The sequence below is a fragment of the Trichocoleus desertorum ATA4-8-CV12 genome, assembly GCA_019358975.1.
Classification (GTDB): Bacteria; Cyanobacteriota; Cyanobacteriia; order FACHB-46; family FACHB-46; genus Trichocoleus; species Trichocoleus desertorum_A.
In genome coordinates this window covers 37,782-54,031 of the sequence record JAHHIL010000037.1, presented here as the reverse complement: position 1 = coordinate 54,031, position 16,250 = coordinate 37,782, and the positions used below count along the sequence as shown (strand labels likewise).

General features: G+C 48.3%; 13 protein-coding genes. 7 read left to right on the top strand and 6 right to left on the bottom strand.

Annotated elements, in window-relative coordinates; genetic code table 11:
- Positions 1 to 222: 222 nt before the first annotated feature.
- From rpmI to KME12_20410, 4 genes are read left to right on the top strand one after another with little or no spacing between them, the layout of a single operon-like run.
- Entirely contained in the window at positions 223 to 420 is a 198-nt protein-coding gene (gene rpmI / locus KME12_20425) for a 50S ribosomal protein L35 (protein ID MBW4490153.1), read from the top strand.
- A 22-nt stretch (positions 421 to 442) separates the two neighbouring features.
- Complete coding sequence (gene rplT, locus KME12_20420) at positions 443 to 802, top strand: 50S ribosomal protein L20 (protein MBW4490152.1); 360 nt, start codon at positions 443 to 445, stop codon at positions 800 to 802.
- A gap of 29 nt (positions 803 to 831) precedes the next feature.
- Positions 832 to 1,689, top strand: coding sequence for a transporter substrate-binding domain-containing protein (locus KME12_20415; protein MBW4490151.1), 858 nt, complete (start codon positions 832 to 834; stop codon positions 1,687 to 1,689).
- Between the two features lie 37 nt (positions 1,690 to 1,726).
- On the top strand, positions 1,727 to 2,278 hold the full coding sequence (locus KME12_20410) for a tetratricopeptide repeat protein (protein MBW4490150.1): 552 nt from the start codon (positions 1,727 to 1,729) through the stop codon (positions 2,276 to 2,278).
- 160 nt (positions 2,279 to 2,438) lie between these two features.
- Here the strand turns inward: KME12_20410 and KME12_20405 are convergent, their stop codons facing one another.
- The 3 genes from KME12_20405 to KME12_20395 form a co-directional block, all read right to left on the bottom strand.
- Positions 2,439 to 4,103, bottom strand: coding sequence for an iron uptake porin (locus KME12_20405; protein ID MBW4490149.1), 1,665 nt, complete (start codon positions 4,101 to 4,103; stop codon positions 2,439 to 2,441).
- Between the two features lie 586 nt (positions 4,104 to 4,689).
- Entirely contained in the window at positions 4,690 to 6,420 is a 1,731-nt protein-coding gene (locus KME12_20400) for a pentapeptide repeat-containing protein (protein ID MBW4490148.1), read from the bottom strand.
- A gap of 70 nt (positions 6,421 to 6,490) precedes the next feature.
- Positions 6,491 to 7,996: an Ig-like domain-containing protein gene (locus KME12_20395; protein ID MBW4490147.1), complete on the bottom strand. Its 1,506-nt coding sequence runs from the start codon at positions 7,994 to 7,996 to the stop codon at positions 6,491 to 6,493.
- 52 nt (positions 7,997 to 8,048) lie between these two features.
- Here KME12_20395 and KME12_20390 point away from each other — a divergent pair, with 52 nt between their 5' ends.
- Positions 8,049 to 8,633, top strand: coding sequence for a 2OG-Fe(II) oxygenase (locus KME12_20390; protein ID MBW4490146.1), 585 nt, complete (start codon positions 8,049 to 8,051; stop codon positions 8,631 to 8,633).
- Positions 8,634 to 8,636: 3 nt separating this feature from the next.
- On the opposite strand, the gene KME12_20385 is transcribed toward KME12_20390, so the two are convergent.
- Together KME12_20385 and KME12_20380 are read right to left on the bottom strand one after the other, a co-directional pair.
- On the bottom strand, positions 8,637 to 9,443 hold the full coding sequence (locus tag KME12_20385) for a TIGR03943 family protein (GenBank protein MBW4490145.1): 807 nt from the start codon (positions 9,441 to 9,443) through the stop codon (positions 8,637 to 8,639).
- Positions 9,433 to 10,464 (bottom strand): permease, encoded by a 1,032-nt coding sequence (locus tag KME12_20380; protein MBW4490144.1) that lies wholly within the window; start codon positions 10,462 to 10,464, stop codon positions 9,433 to 9,435. The genes KME12_20385 and KME12_20380 overlap by 11 nt, the downstream gene beginning before the upstream one ends.
- Before the next feature lie 830 nt (positions 10,465 to 11,294).
- Here KME12_20380 and KME12_20375 point away from each other — a divergent pair.
- Positions 11,295 to 11,846, top strand: a complete 552-nt coding sequence (locus KME12_20375) for a hypothetical protein (protein ID MBW4490143.1) — start codon at positions 11,295 to 11,297, stop codon at positions 11,844 to 11,846.
- Here KME12_20375 and KME12_20370 read toward each other — a convergent pair.
- Positions 11,833 to 13,914: a GAF domain-containing protein gene (locus tag KME12_20370; GenBank protein ID MBW4490142.1), complete on the bottom strand. Its 2,082-nt coding sequence runs from the start codon at positions 13,912 to 13,914 to the stop codon at positions 11,833 to 11,835. The genes KME12_20375 and KME12_20370 overlap by 14 nt on opposite strands.
- Before the next feature lie 607 nt (positions 13,915 to 14,521).
- Between KME12_20370 and KME12_20365 the strand changes: the two genes are divergently transcribed.
- Positions 14,522 to 16,237, top strand: coding sequence for a sensor domain-containing diguanylate cyclase (locus KME12_20365; GenBank protein MBW4490141.1), 1,716 nt, complete (start codon positions 14,522 to 14,524; stop codon positions 16,235 to 16,237).
- Positions 16,238 to 16,250: the final 13 nt, after the last annotated feature.

The following is a 16,250-nucleotide window of genomic DNA, read 5'->3' as shown; positions in this document are numbered from 1 at the left end:
CGAAATTTGGGCAAGGGGTTTGGAACGAACCTCTTTAGTCGTCGATGGGTCTAGCTCTACTTCCTGCGGAAGCATGAAGCAACTAGCCCAAGCGAAGCGACAGAAACTCCGGGCTCAACGAAGTAGCACGGAGTAGTTCATGCTGAGTAATTCCTCCTACCCCTTGCTATCAGTCCCTAAGTGGCGATAAAATTGTAGACCGTGTCGAATTAAAGCCAGTCCATGCCAAAACTGAAGACTCGTAAAGCTGCTGCTAAGCGTTTTAGAGCCAGCGGCAGTGGTAAAATCTTGCGCCGCAAAGCCTTTAAAAACCACTTGCTAGAGCACAAAAGTGCCAAGCGTAGAAACCAGCTATCCCAAGTAGCGGTTGTACACGAAAGAGACGAAGAAAACGTGCGGTTGATGCTCCCTTATCTATAAAAGTTACTAGGATCACAAATCAATGACACGAGTAAAGCGCGGTAATGTAGCCCGAAAGCGCCGCAAAAAAATTCTAAAGCTAGCGAAAGGTTTCCGGGGGTCTCACTCCACTCTCTTCCGTACTGCTAACCAACAGGTAATGAAGGCGTTGCGTAATGCCTACCGCGATCGCCGGAAGCGGAAGAGAGACTTCCGCCGCCTGTGGATTGCCCGGATTAACGCCGCTGCTCGTCAGCACGGTATGAGCTACAGTCAGCTAATTGGCAATCTCAAGAAGGCTGACATCCAGCTCAATCGTAAAATGCTGGCACAACTGGCAGTTCTAGATCCCGCTGGTTTCGGCAAGGTTCTAGAGTTGGCGGGTCAAGCAAAGTCAGCCTAAGTGCAAAACTAGGTAAGGCAGCATCAAATGTGTTTGAGCAGCTGAAGTTTTTCAGCAAAGTTTCTAGTCTTTGTTTGGTAATTGGGCTGAGTTTAGCAGGTCAATCAGGTAGCGCTGAAACGCTGAAGTCAATTCAGCAACGGGGCTACCTGATTGTTGCTGTCAAAGAAAACCTATATCCGCTGGCATTTAAAGACTCAGCGGAGCAACTGCAAGGGTTTGAAATTGAAGTAGCCCGCCGCTTAGCTCAAGAGCTACTAGGCAAAGCAGATGCCGTTCGACTCCAGCCAGTTTCTAACCAAAACCGCCTTCCAACCGTTTTGTCAGGTCAGGTAGACTTAGCGATCGCGAGAGTGACCGCAACGGAGCCAAGGTCTCGCTTAGTAAGCTTTAGCCTGCCTTATTACTTAGATGGCACAGCCCTAGTCTCTAAAGCAACAACAGTCGAGCGGCTGGCTGACTTATACAACCGCCCAGTCGCAGCCCTCCAGGGTTCCAGTACCATCGCTACCCTGCGCTATTTAGTTCCTGGCGCTAAGTTAGTAGGGGTAACCTCTTATGAGGCGGCATACTCGCTCTTGGAATCGGGTGAGGCAGTTGCTTTTGCTGCAGATGCAAGTGTTTTGAGTGGTTGGGTGCGGGAGTATCCTCAATATCGTCTGCTGCCCACTTTGTTATCTACGGAGCCTTTGTGTGTCGTGCTACCGAAGGGGGTGCAGTATGATGATTTGCGGCGTCAAGTCAATAGTGCGATCGCTCGTTGGCATTCTGATGGTTGGCTGCAAGAACGAGCTGCCTATTGGGGTCTGCCGTGGGCTAACTTAATGAAAGGTGGGGATAGAACCCCAATAGAAAGGTTGGGTCCCTTACCAGGGAAAGTTGACTAAAACCAGATCTGCTTAGCAGTGCTCACATATAACAAATATGGATAACTTACTTCCCGTTGTCTATTTGTCAATCTTGCTAATTTTACTGGCAAGCGCAGGCTGGGCGATTTTTCGTCAAGTGCTTAAAACTCGCAAGATTGAAACTTCTATTTCGCGCTTGCAGAACAAACTAAATAAAGAAAAAGGCACAGCTGAGGAATACTACGAGCTTGGCAGCATTTACTTAGAGAAAAAGTTGTTTTCTCAAGCGGTAATACAACTGCAAAAAGCGCTCAAATCGCCCGATTTAGAAGGCGAGGAAAATACAGCCCTCATTTACAACGCCTTGGGTTATGCTTACTTCGCCCAAGAGCAGTATGACTTATCGATTCGTCACTACAAAGAAGCGCTAAAACTTAGCCCCAATTACGTGACGGCGTTGAATAACATTGGGCATGCCTATGAGCGTAAGCAACTCATGGCTCAAGCTCTAGAGTCCTATGAAGCAGTCCTCCAGTTGGAGCCTCAAAGCGTAACGGCTCAGCGTCGAGCTGATGCTTTGAGGAAACGCTTAATTCCAACAGCCGCGAGTGCAGAAAATGAAGGCTGACAGAGAACTTAATCCCTAATGTCAAACTCAAAGCGATCGCCCTGGCTGGAAAATTAGCTGGGGCGATCGCTGTTTTGGTAGATTAGGTTTAATCCTGGAGTGGAGTTGCTGAGGTGATTACCCACCCCCACAACTGAACCCCATCAGCTGAACCAGAATCTTAGAAGGTAAAGGTGGTTCGGAGAGCACCAATCCCCACTGTGTCGCTCTCAGGTGCATTACCTGGATTGAAGAGCACCATGAAGCCTGGAGTAAGCGTGATATTGTCGGAGATGCGGTACCGATAGAACACTTCTAAGTGAGTCGTGGTGCCGGGTTGTTCTCCCTCGGTTCCTAAGCCGCCCGCCAGCAAGTTAGGAATATTCTGGCCCGCTGGTAAATCGCTTTCGGTGATTTTAGGCGGTTGCCCTACATAAATTCCGCCTAGGTTGCCTTCGCCGAATAAATCGGGGAAATTGAGGAAAGCCATCCAGTTGGTGGTTTCTACATTACCATCGCGATTAGGAATCCGGGAATTGGTAAAGCCACCCCAGCCTCCCACTGTAATCCCAGGGGTAGCACGCCAAGCCACGGTAGCCCCGAAAGCATCAGTTTTGAGACCAGAGCCAATGGTAACTTGGTCATCCCCTACTCCCAAACCTAAGCTACCTGCAAAGCCAGATCCAGAAGGATTATAGGAGTTGAGGTAGTGCAGGGCTAGATCAATCGTGTCAGTAGGAGACGCAGTTAATTGAACCCCAGTAGTAGTGGCGCTACGGCGACTCCCAAACAAGCCAGCATCATTAGGGTCAGCAGGATCACTTGCAGAGTAAACGCCCTGCAAGCTGAGCCGAGAAGCGATTTGCCAGTCAAAACCAGCTCCACCTGTGCCGTTTCCAATACTAATAATGGGGTTCCGCTGGGCAAACGCTGAGATTGGACCTTGTCCAGAACTTTCAACTCGGTTAGCTCCCCGGAAGACGTTGACCGCATTAACGCCGACAGGCCCCGCTACCACCGCAAAGTTGTTACCAATCAAATGCCGAAAAGTGAGGTCACTGAGGACGAATTGATTGTCGGTGTCTAGTTCATAACCCAACTTGGTGTCGTTGCTGAGGCGAGGCGCAGTACTGCCATTGCCAGCCGCCAGCCCAGTCAGCAGGATGCTGCGATTGCTCAGTTGAGTGAACAAGCTTAACTGGACATTGTTAATGAGGTTGATGTTGGTTGCTGGGTCTTTAGTATCTTTGACGCCATCGACTGGGAAAAAGTCAGCCGTGTTTTCAGTGCGGCCTTGAACTCCAAAGATCGCTTGACCAAATAACTTGGTCGTAGTGGAAAACTGGTTTGCTTCAAGTTCAGCGGTGCGGGCTTCTAAAGCATCGGTTCGGCCTCTGAGGGTAGCAAGTTCGGCAGAGAATTCTTCCTGCAATCGCTGTAAGGTAGCTAAATCTTCTTTTTGTACCAGTTCGTCAGTGCCCGCAGTAATGAGTTCGTTGATGCGGTCGAGGCAAGAATTGACACCAGCGGCGAATTCGTAACGAGTTAAGGCTCTGTTGCCTCGGTAGGTGCCATCTGGGTAACCCGCAATACAGCCGTATCGTTCTACCAAAGATTGCAATGATTGGAAGGCCCAATCGGTGGGTTGCACGTCAGACAGTTGGGATACTGAGGTCACTTGAGCCATGCCATTGCTGGCTTCTTCTGGAGCCTCGGGGTCTAGAGTTGCAACATTGATCAGGTCTTGGCTGCTATCTACATCTGAGCTTAGCGCTTGAGCTTGTAGAGTCTCATCCGCGATCGCTAGAGGCGCAGAGGTAGTCGTGGCTGCATCCGCAGATGTCATATCGGTGCCATCGCTGGTAGCTGCTACGGCAGGAGATAAACTCGCTGTCAACAATCCTAAGACCGTACAGACTAGGGCTAAAGAGACGTTTTTTTCTAAGCCCATTGGGGATTTCATCGTTTTATTCACTCCTTCGAACACCATAAGTGACCAAGCTCTATGCTTCATCGTTACTGCTTGTAGAGACTTAGACACACCGCTGTATAAATTTAGTTGCCGCCATCGCCCATTTACGCAGAAGGCTGCTTCACTCAGTGACGGCTGAGTTTTCAGAAAGTTCACCTCTAACCATTTGGAGCATTCCCATCTTCTAGCAAGAATCACACATCAGCGAGAGATGAGACGAACCGGAGCCAAGTAGTTCAAAAACTGGGCAAGAGCGATACCTGCTCAATTTGGGTGGATCAAGATCAAACAGTCCTTTGCAACACTTCTGCTGGTCTTAGCACCCCAAATATTTTTATCTCTTAGTAATTATCAGTCATGACGTTGACGCTCAGGCAACCTTGTCCACAAAGGATGGGTAAAATTCATCAAGTTTAAGCTTAATTTTATCTAGTGGTCGAATAATTGAGGTCATTCAGGGCTAGAGCAAGGCGATCGCTAAGCGCACTGCTTCTCCCACAGAAGACAGCCGAGCGGATTCGTCAGCTGTTTGATCCCAATGCTTTAAGTGTTCTAGAAACGCTTTATTTTGTTGAGCCCGTTTAACAATGACTTGGCTAATCAGCTTTTTTTGAATTTCTTCTGTAGAAATTCCTTGCTGTCTCAAGTAGTTTAGTAAATGCTCGACACTGCCGACAAACTGATCGGGTGCTTGAGAGTGCAAAATATGCTGAATTTGGCGCACTATTTCTTGATACAGACGCAAGCGCTTGTCTCTATCGGTTGCAGTTGTCGTCGGCGATCGCTGAGCGGGGGGTGGAGAAGATACAGCAGCCTCTAAAGTACCCATCCGAGGCGAGATTCCTAATAACCCCAAAACTTCAGAACGGCGAGACAGCACCCGTGGCAACAGCTCAGGGTAAAGTTGCAAGATTCGCTGAGCTAGGATTTTGCCGTTAACCGGGCGATCGCTGGTGAGTTTTAGTAGATACCCGTTGTCCGACAGGCCATAGGACTTAAGAGTTAAATGCACATCAAGGCACTCCATCTCTACTTGAGCCAAGGTAAAGACTAAAGCTTCCCAATGAGGAGGTTCTTGCCAAACCACTTCGACCCCAGCATCATCGCCCTGATACTGCCGAGCTAACTCCCCTGGTTCAAAATCACGGGCCGCAGGATAACGTTCGGTTGGGCTTTTGGTGGTGTAGTTAAACTGAGTGAACACATAACGACACTCAACCTTAGCCAGGTCTGAGTCTTCGAGATGCCAGTTATAGATGCAGCACCCAGTGAGTTGAGCCCCATCTAAATTAGCCCGAATCAGATGACTCTCTAATAAGTAGGCATCGCTTAAATCTGCTTCACTTAGGGTCGCTTCATTTAAGTAGGCTCCACTAAGATCCGCACGACGCAGATCCGCACCCCGTAAATTTGCTTCCGTTAAATCAGCTTGCAGAAGATAAACCTCCTGTAGGGTAGCCCGCAGTAGATAGGTTTTCTTGCAACTGGTTTTGAGCAGATAAGCACCGCTGAGGTTGGCCCGACTGAGGTCAGCATTATTCAGCACAGCTTCACTCAAGTCAGCTCCAATGAGCGTGACGCGGTGCATATCTGCTTGGCTCAAATCTGCTTGACGCAAGTAAGCGCCACTGAGATTAGCTTCGATTAAATTCGTACCGACTAATTTGGCTTCTCGCAGATTCGCTTCTTCGAGATGTGCTTCTCGGAGGTTGGCTTGGCTCAAGTTGGCACTAATTAAACTGGCCCGCCGCAGGTTGGCTTCCATCAATTCGGCTCCCACAAACTGGGTGCCATTCAACTTCGCTTTTTCCAGATTGATTTGATCGAGCTTGGCTCGGCTCAGGTCAGCGCCACTCAAATCTCCTTCTGGCAAAGTTGCCCAATTCAGGTCAGCGTCTTGAAGTTGAGCTAGACGCAGGTCAGCTTTGGCTAGATTAGCTCCATTCAACACTGCGCCTACTAAGGTAGCGCTGCTTAAGGCGGTACTCCTGAGATCAGCTCGACGCAAACAAGCCCCGGTCAAGTTAGCTCGGTTGAGCAAGGCCCAACTCAGGTTCGTACCCGTCAGATTAGCCCCGGTTAAATCTGCGTCTTGGAGATTAATGCCACTCAGCGTAGCCCCACTCAAGTCAACGTGGGCAAAGTCACGCTCTCCTTGTTGATATCGAAGGATCAAGTCCTGTACTTGCATGTACTTGCGCCAACTTTCAATCCATCATTGCAGAGTGGGAAGCAGACCAAAATCACCTTGGCATATTTAGTTACGGCAGCCAACGGGGATGGAGCCCAGCGAGGGGCAGCTGTTCTGGTTGCATTTGAACTGGAGCCTCGGTGGTTCCTGGAGGAGTAACGGGCAATAACCACAACCGACTTGTGGCGATCGCCTTCCCATCATTCGTGCGGAGAGCATTAGTCGCCGATCCGTCTTCCTTAGCAGCAATTGTTTGATCGAACAGGAAACCTAAACCATCGGGGGATAAGTTCATTTTGATATCCCGTTGACCATCTGGTAAACGCAATAAAGGCTTAGCTTCCGCAGTGCTTAAGTTAATTGCAACCAAAAAAGGGCGTTCTCGGTAGTCGTTACCTGGGATTAATTCTGTCAGTAGGCAATAGAGAACTTGCTTAGTCGGATCAAATTGAGCGCTCAAAATCGAGCCTTCCGTTTTCAGCAACTCTTTTTGCACACCTTGGTTGGTCACCAAGAACAATGATTTCGTGTAGTTGGTATTGAACTTCACCATTGCCGCCGCAGAACCGTCTTGGGCAAAGCTGAGGACCATGCCAAATTTGGGTAAGAAATCTAAGGGGTCAGCTTGGGGTTGTAAGGGTAAGAGGGCTAGTCCTTGTCCTTGGGCAAAGGCCAAAGCACTACTGTCGGGCGTGATTAAGAAATCGCCACCAGGTTGCGTTTGTATCGGTTGGGGAGCTGCTCCTTCTTTGAGGAGCCAGAGGCCGAAGTCTCCAGGGTTGCGTTGATTCACCCGTTGAACCACGATTGTTTGTCCATCGGCTGAGAGGTCAAACTTGAGGTTTTGATACTCTTTGCTATCGAGAACGAGCTTGAGTTGACCCGCTTTTTCCGGCTCTGGCGTGGGTTGGTCGGGGGAGGCAAAGTGCAAGCCAGTCGTGACGCTATACAGTTTTTGATCTAAGGCACCCTGACGATTTGCTTTCCGCTCAGTCGCCGCAAATAAAATTCGATCGCCTGCTGGGTAAGGCTTGAAGTCCATCACCATCAGATTTTTTGAGGTCAGAACCCGCTTTTGCTGCTGGGTCAGGTTGTAGAGAATCAGCCGTCCTTCCTCTTCTCCTTCTACTCCGATATAGGCAAAGGCGCGATCGCGGGTCCGAAACTGGCTGAGAAACGGCTGGATTACAGCTCGATTTTTACCTTCTGCGGTAAAACGATCTTGAGCATCCTGTAATTGGATCTGGTACTTGGTGCCGTAAGGAGCTGGCATCGTTAAGGTATAAGCCATCCGGCGACCCGCCCAACTAAATTTGCCAGGTAGAGGAGGCTCTAGTCTCAGGTTCTCTTCTACACTAGCTTGCTCCATCGGACGACTAAAAGTGAAGATAAAAGCGGTATCCGCCGCCCCAATCTGCTTGTTTTCCCAGTTGAAGTCCCGGATTCTAGGAGCGGAATGATCGCCATTCCAAAGTAATAAGCTAATTAAAACTGCCAACACCAACATCAACCCAATCGCCACGCGATCAAGGGGTTGGAGAAATGACTTGGAGGGGGTGGGGTTCGCCTTCTGCATAAAAGCTCGTTGCTAAAATGTAGCGATCGCGTCGATAGTGGGGCAGTGATTCGTGGATTACACTTTAACACCCTTGGGAGCTGACATCTTTTTGGTGCGAGAGTTACTAGATGTCACGTTATGCACCCACATTTTACAGGTCGTGAACTGCCATCAGTTTCAGGCAGCAGGAATTGAGGTGGCGACAGTAAACGCTCAAATTCGTAGCAATGATTTGTTATCTCTAGATAGTCCGGACTCGTTACTGCAATCCACCCATCAGCTGCTACTGACCCGGATCGCTGTGATTCAACAACTTCTACTGCAACATTACGATGTGGCGTTTCCCCATGCAGAGGCTTGCTCCATTTTGCGCTATCAACCTGGTCAGTATTACAAACGTCATATTGACAACTTGCTCCTGGGCGATCGCTTTGAAGAAGTAGCTCAAGGCGTTCCTACGCGCGATATCAGTATTGTTGGATATTTGAACGATGACTTTGAAGGAGGCGAAACCTTTTTCGATCGCCAAGACTTAAAAGTTAAACCTGAAACTGGCAGTGTTTTAGTATTTCCGTCCTACTACACCCATCCTCACCAATCATTACCAGTGGTTCAGGGTGAAAAATACTCCTTTACCACCTGGCTTTTTCACTGAGCTTTAGTAATCGTAGGGATTCTTAGGTTCCGGGATTTGCTTAATCGATCTCGGTTGGATCGTTAGTTGGCGTTTTCCAGCTAGCTCCGCTGTGATCATCTGCCCTTCGATTTCTAGCCACGTATCCGGTGGATAATCCTTGCGGCTTTCTTTCAACTTGACAGGCAAACCGACTGGATAAGCATCGGCAGCACAGCAGGTAATCACAAAGCGGGACAACAGAAAATATTGTTCTGGCAGATCCGGCGCATGAATGACAAAGCCTTGAACTTTGACCTTTTGGCCCGTGTAAGCATCCGGTTCGGGATAGACATTGAGCGTCCGCACCCACTCAATTAGCGATCGCGATGCTGAGTCAATGGAAGTCCGGAAGGCCTGGGGATGAGCCCTAGTCATGGTGAGAGTATCTGTAACCCCCCGTTGCAGTGCGGTCTGACTGACGAAAGCGCGGGGGATGATCAGAAATCCCAAAATCGCAGTCACCAGCAGCAAGGTACTACTCCATCCCGGTGGAAAGAGCGAGAGATGCTGCACACTCTGGGCTGGAACAGCCCCATTACGACGCGGAAACAACTGCGGTAATAGCGTCAGGGCTTTGCTGCCACCAATTAACAGTAAACTCACCCCACCTGCGATCGCGAGCCAAGTGTAGTTAGGGTGAATCAGCAGATTAAGCCTGCCAGTAATCCAGTACTTCAGCAGTAAAACGCCCCAAGCGGTAATGGCAATTACATCCAACCAGGGCAACCAGGAAATAGCCCATCGCTCACTTCTGCGGCGACGGCGGGCAGAAGAAGACTCAGCTGACATGTAGGTTCAGGAAGAGGGTAGACAAAAAGGTTAACTGGGCTGCCAAAGCAAAGAGATAAATCACTGCTCTGGTCTTAAAAATGGACAGCATTAAGCCGACCCCTTTCAGGTCAATCATGGGCCCAAAGACCAGAAAAGCCAATAAAGAGCCACTGGTAAAGACAGAGGCAAACGAGAGAGCAAAAAATGCATCGACGGTCGAGCAAATTGACACGAGCGCTGCCAGCAGCATCATCGCCAAAATCGAAGTGATCGGACCTTGGCCCAAACCCAAAATCAGTTCTCTGGGTACAAAGGCTTGAATCAGAGCGGCGATCGCACTCCCTAGAATGAGCACACCACCCAATTCCCGCAGTTCTTGCACCGTGTTTTCCAGTAGCAAATACAAGCGATCGGGCAAAGGTTTGTTGAAAGTGGCAGCAGCAACCATTGATGCCTGAAGTTCAGTCGTGTCCATGCGCAGGGGTTGTCCCGTTTGGCCTAGCAGAAAGGTTCCAGATTGTAGTAAAGGCGAGACTTCAGCCTGCCCCCTACTTCCTCTCTCCTCGCTCCTAGTTGGTATCGCTCTGGCTACTGTAGGTTGTAGCAATGGCCTCAAGTCTGCTTGAGCACTAAAGACCCAGCCAATAATGGTGGCGATGACTAAAGACAATCCCACCCGCAGAAACACAATTTCGGGTTGGTCACGAAAAGCCACCCAGGTTGACCAAAACACAATGGGATTAATGGTCGGAGCTGCCAGCAAAAATCCGATCGCCACAGGAGCGGGAGCCCCCTGCATTAGCAGCCGTCGAGCTACCGGGACATTGCCGCATTCGCACACGGGAAACAAAAACCCAACGCAACTCCCTGCAAAAGCTCCCAACAAAGGATGCTTAGGCATGAGCTTGATCAGCTTGCGCTCATCCACAAAGAACAACAACAGGCCAGAGAACACCACCCCCAAAATCAGGAAGGGGAATGCCTCAACTAACAAACTCAGAAACAGCGTAAAAGCACTGTTTAGTTGGTTTAAATCCATGCGCCTCATTCACTCCTCAGATTGAAGAGCGTGATCCCAGTCATTTTATCGGAATCGTTTATGAATTGAGCTGAATATCTCACGATCGGCAATTGCACAGTATCAGTAATTGCACAGGTCGTAGAGGTGCATCGGGATAAAACGAAGCCTCAGGCGACCTACTCAGACAATTTGTCGATTGTCACATATCGATCGCTCCCTCTATTAACGGTTCTAACCCAACAAAGTAGCTAAAGTTTCAGTTCCAATCCCCAAAGAACGCATCAACCAACTTCTTGCTGGTGTCAAAACGCTCCTTCAAGCGACCCATTAATTAACACATCAATGTTGAGTTGCTGGAAGTTTTTTGGCCTAGTTGCCCACTTTTGAAGTTTCAAGGATGGGGCGATCGCCAGTCGCTAGAGTAAAAATCATCAAGCAGAAGCTGGTAGCTAAAGCCCACGCTACGTATTAAGTAAACTCGGAGTAACCACTTTACCCCTTAGGAAAGATTGTCAAAGTTTATGAAAAAAGGAAGGCTGATAAAAAGAGCGTGGTAGTAATAGGATAGAGAAAATATCTACACGAATCGTCTCAGGAATAATACTTATTTTTCGGGGTGCATCTAAAGTTACAAATTTAACTTGTTCTAGTTAAATCTTTATTCAACTGATCTGATTCAAGTAGCAGCTTTACTCACTCCCAAACTACCCTCTTACTGTTGCATCGCAACGGTAAAATCGCCTCTGTCAGAACCAATCAAGGAACTGACACAGTTTGCTCAGTGCTCTTACGGAATTCCGCGTAAGTTAGTTGTAGAGCCAAGGTAGTGCATCCCAAACCTAAATATAATGCTTTCTTTCCTGAAGTCGCACCCTGAATTTTCTCAGCCCCTTGCACCTCCTACCAGCAGACGCGATTTAGTCCGCGCCACTGCGGCTGAAGTCACACCTCTTAGGTTGGGACCCACTCAACTTGATTTTGAAGATCTCATTGAATTTGAACGATTAGAAAATCAGTATTCTAGCTTAGGTATTCAGTTTGTCGGCGCGATCGCTATTTGCCCTTCTAATCCAATCTTTTTTCCCAGTTCTGGCTGCTTAGTGCTGATGCCCTCCACATTCCAGCTTGGAATTCGGGCACAATTTTGCCGCCCTGTAGCGATCGTGCAAGCCTTGGTTAGTGGCACTCGGCCCGTCACTCTCACCGGGCTTGATAGTCAGGGTGTAGTTTTAGAGCGAGTTAGCATCGGCTCTTACCAATATATATGGGCGAACGCTCAGGCTGAACTCGCGCCCCTCCCCCAACAGCCTCTGGCATTACAAACACCAGGAATTGCGAGCGTCATGTTTGAGTCTGACGCTCCTTTCACACTGGATAACTTCTTCTTCAGCCAGTTTTGAGTTGTTGATTATTAGAGTTAGTCGCTTTAGCGCTGTTAGACACGGGTAGAACGACTCGAAACTCAGCACCCGCCCCTGGCTGGCTACAGCATTGCAGTTGACCTTTGTGCCCTTTAACCACAATTTGATAACAAATCGATAAGCCTAAACCCGTTCCTTTCCCGATTTCTTTGGTTGTGAAGAAAGGATCGAAGATGCGCTCTTGTAACTCTAAGGGAATGCCTGGTCCATCATCTCGAATGGAGATCGTGACTTGGTTCGCTACATGCCAAGTTCGAATCCTAATATGTGCTTTTTCCCCAGCCGCATCTAGGGCATTGGTCAGCAGGTTAAGAAAAACTTGATTAATTTGTCCAGCGTGGCATTCTACGAGGGGTAGCTCACCATAGAGCTTATCAAGCTTGACTCCTGTTTTAACCCGATGCTGCAAGATCACCAAGGTACTCTCAATGCCTTCGTGTAAATCAACGGCCTTGCGCTCTGCTTCATCTAGCCTGGAAAAGTTACGCAGGGTTAAAACAATTTCCCGAATCCGCTTGGTGCCTTCTTCCATCGAACTAATCAGTTTAGGAAAGTCCTCGCGCACGTAGTCTAGTTCTTGCGCAGCAATCAGCTCAGCGATCGCTTCTGGAGGATTAGGACAACAGTCTTCGTAAAGCGCGATCGCCTGATTCAGGGCCGTGGCATACCGTTGGGCATAAGGCAGATTGGCATGGATAAAAGTAATGGCGTTGTTAATTTCGTGAGCAACCCCCGCCACCATTTGCCCCAAGCTGGATAACTTTTCGCTCTGAAGCAACTGCATTTGTGTCGCTTGCAGTTCTTCTAGGGTGGCTTTGAGAGTTTCAGCTTGAGCTTGAGACTGAGTCGCAGCTGTTTGCACCTGAGCGTACAATTCGGCTTGTTGGATGGCGATCGCCACTTGGTCTGCTAATTGCTGCAACAATTCAGTTTCCCAAGTCTGCCAAACTCTAGGCGCGCTACACTCCTGAGCAATTAACAGCCCCCACAACTTTGAGCGAATAATGATAGGGACAATCAAGTTGGCCTTAACCTGTAAACGCTCCAGAAAGTTAACGTGACAAGGATCTAAGCCAGCCTCAAAAATGTTATGAATCGCTCGAACTCGGCCACCTTGATATTGCTGAGCATACTTAGATGAAAAGCATTTGTCCTGGCTTATTTGCCCCAACACTGACATCCAAGGGCTAACAACTTCCTCGACTACAACTTCACCTTGCCAGTCAGCTTCCAGAAATTGGTAGATGACAACCCGATCAGTGTCGAGTAAGTGTCGCACTTCCCGCACCACAGTTTGCAAAATGGTCTGAGAGTCTAAGGTGCTGCGAATTTGATTTGTCACTAAGCGCAGCAGAGACTCTTGCTCCACCTGACGACGAGTTTCGCTATAAAGACAAGCTTGATTGATCGCGATCGCTAACTGACTACCCACACCTTCAAGCAGTTCAATCTCCCAAGGTGTCCATTCTCGCTCAGTATCACATTGGTGCAGCCCAATAATGCCATTAACTTTACCTTGGTAGCGAGTTGCCAAAGCCATCATGGAGCGAATTTCTAAGCCCTGAGCCACTTCCCTGGTTGGCCCATTCAAGCCTGGAAAGTCAAGAAAGCGAGTAAGCGCCAAGGCTCCCTGTTGAGCGAGCAAGGTTTGTAAGTGAGGATTGCCAACTATAGGTACCTTTAGCCCTAGTTGGGAAGGGTAATCTCCCTGGTTAAACTCGCCTTTAGTCGTTAAATAATCTTCTTCATCTGGCTCTACAACTAAAATACTGGCTCGGCTACAATTCAGCGCTTGACCCAGCAAACGGCAAGCAGAGTTCAAAATTTCTTCTAAATCCAGCGTGCTGCGAATTTCATTACTAATTTGATTAACCAAATTAGAAAGCTTAACTTGCTGTTGGAGTTGAGTTGTTAAGTTGCGATGGCGCTGGCGTTTGTACAGCTCCAACTCTAATAGCTCTCCTTCTGAAGAATCTAGAGCCTCAGTGTCTACAGAAAAAGCTTGACAGTGGGGGTGAATAGGAGAGCTATTTACTTCAGAGGACATAAATTCTCAACTACTTTCACGGGTTTAGATTTTGTAAAATAACGAATTAATAAATTTGAATAAAAGCAAGATGATCACCCGTTAAATGTTTTACTAGACAAGTATATGGACGAAGATACAACGTCTAGGTTGCTCAATATTCAACCAATCTAAATAAAGCTAAGTTTTGCCCAACCTCTACCTCAAGATAAAAGAGGTATACAGCGTTTAGAGTCAAATGCAGAAGTCGCCAATTTCCTTAAATCCCTGTATTTCCACTTAAAAAGCTTAAGTAGCCTCAATAGGAGATGCAGAGATGGCAGATTATTTTTCTTAAGGATCTGGCTCTAATTAGTCTAGCTAGTTTATCTGCGGATTAGATGCACCTGAAACCTAAAACCAACCGCTAGATCAACCACTACAGAACTGCATATCCGTCTATGTAAAAAATTTTATCGCTTTTGCTTAAGGTTTGGGAATTTAGAGAGCTAAAAACATCTGTTCTTTAAACCCATTCAGAAACCATTTTTGCTCTACTGCAATCCTTCGGCTAGTTTCTAAGATCAAGTTTCGGTTCCTAAGATAGAAGTTCACGGGTGCTGCAAAGGTACAAGTTAGTGATCCTCAAATGCTCCAATCAAGATTCAGGCAGCCTAGCTGGAAATACATCTATCCTCTGGTAGAAACAGCAGTGATTAATCTCGACTCAGCAGACTCCCTGCTACGACAAGTGGTGGAAGCGATCGCCGCCGAGCATCAAGTCGAGTGCTTACTCTGGACGGGGTTTGACCCTGGAACTGCTGACGGCATTCAAGTGTATGGTACGGGGCGCGCTTTACACAACTTGCAGCAGGAGCTTAGTTTAGTTCCAGTGACCACTAGGGCTTCGGTCGTCAACTTAAACGCCTCGATCGCACGGGAACCCAAAGTTCAGATCTGCCATTTAGAAAAGTCACCTCAATGGTTGTTAGAGCAACACCACCTCTCGCACACAGCTAGAGTGTTGGGAGAAAGATTAATTGTGCCTGCCTGGAATGGCGATCGCCTCCGGTTTGTGCTGCAATTACAACGCTACCTACCGCAAGCGACTACTCATTTACCTGCCACTGTAGAGACAAAGCGTAAGCCGTTTCTACGCTCTTACCTCAATCCCAAAGCACCTGCTGTTCAACCTATCAGCGCACCCACTGCAACTTGGAGCGTAGAAGAAGTTGAAGCCCTAGAAATTGTTTGTAGCCAAGTGGTCTTAGCCCTACATGCTTTGCACTGGCGAGAACGCCTAGAACAATCGCGACAACAAGCGGCTCTGGTTGGTCGCATTGTCCGGTTGCTCAACTCTAGCCTCAACCCCAACGAAATCGTTGAGTGCATTGTGGCAGAACTGGGGCAAGGACTAAACAGCGATCGCTGTGTACTTGTAGATCTACGGGGCGATCCAGTCCATATTCTGGCCAGTTGGGACCATCCCGATCGCTGCTTGCAAGCTCTAGAGAAGCGCTATATTGCCCGTGATGTATGGCAGGACACCGTTGAGATGTTTCTTCAGGGTGCGGCTTCATATTTAGAACTAGAACTCAGCCAGCCCGAAGCCGACTCCTTATTAAGTTGGCTGCAAGAAATTCAGGCGCTTGCGGCTCTCATTGTGCCCCTATTTGTGCAGGATGAGTTCTTTGGCGCGGTGCTGCTGTTGTCTTACCAAAAAGAACGAGTTTATGGATTAGATGAACTCCAGACGATTCGGCAGGTTGCAGATCAGGCCGCAGTAGCTCTAACCAATGCTCAGCACTATCAAAGTCTTTGGTTCAAGCAAGAAACCCTGCGCTTGCAAAACAATTCCTTACAGCTAGAAGTCATCCATGATGAATTGACACAACTGCTAAATCGGCGATCGCTAGAGCGAGAACTGGCTCAACTCAGTGCTCCTGCCCAGTGGAACTTACAGCCGCCCTTCAGCGTGATCGTCTGCGATATTGACTACTTCAAGCTAATCAACGACTCCTATGGTCACCTCGTGGGAGATGAAGTGCTATACAGCTTGGCTCAACGACTGCAAAAACAGCTGCGGTTTGGCACCTCGGCTTATCGCTATGGTGGCGAGGAGTTTGTCATTGCTTTAATGGATGTGACGCTAGATAAAGCGTTTGAGGTTGCAGAACGCTTAAGATTAGCCATCCGCTCGACGGCTTTTGAAACCACGATTGGCCCTTTAGAAATTACCGCTAGTTTTGGGGTGGCTCAGCAAGATCCAAACGGTGATCAAGATGCCTGGGATACGGTGCAACGAGCGGATCAAGCTCTATATGAAGCGAAGCGTCAAGGTCGCGATCGCGCCATCGTGCTTTAGACATCCGTAAGTA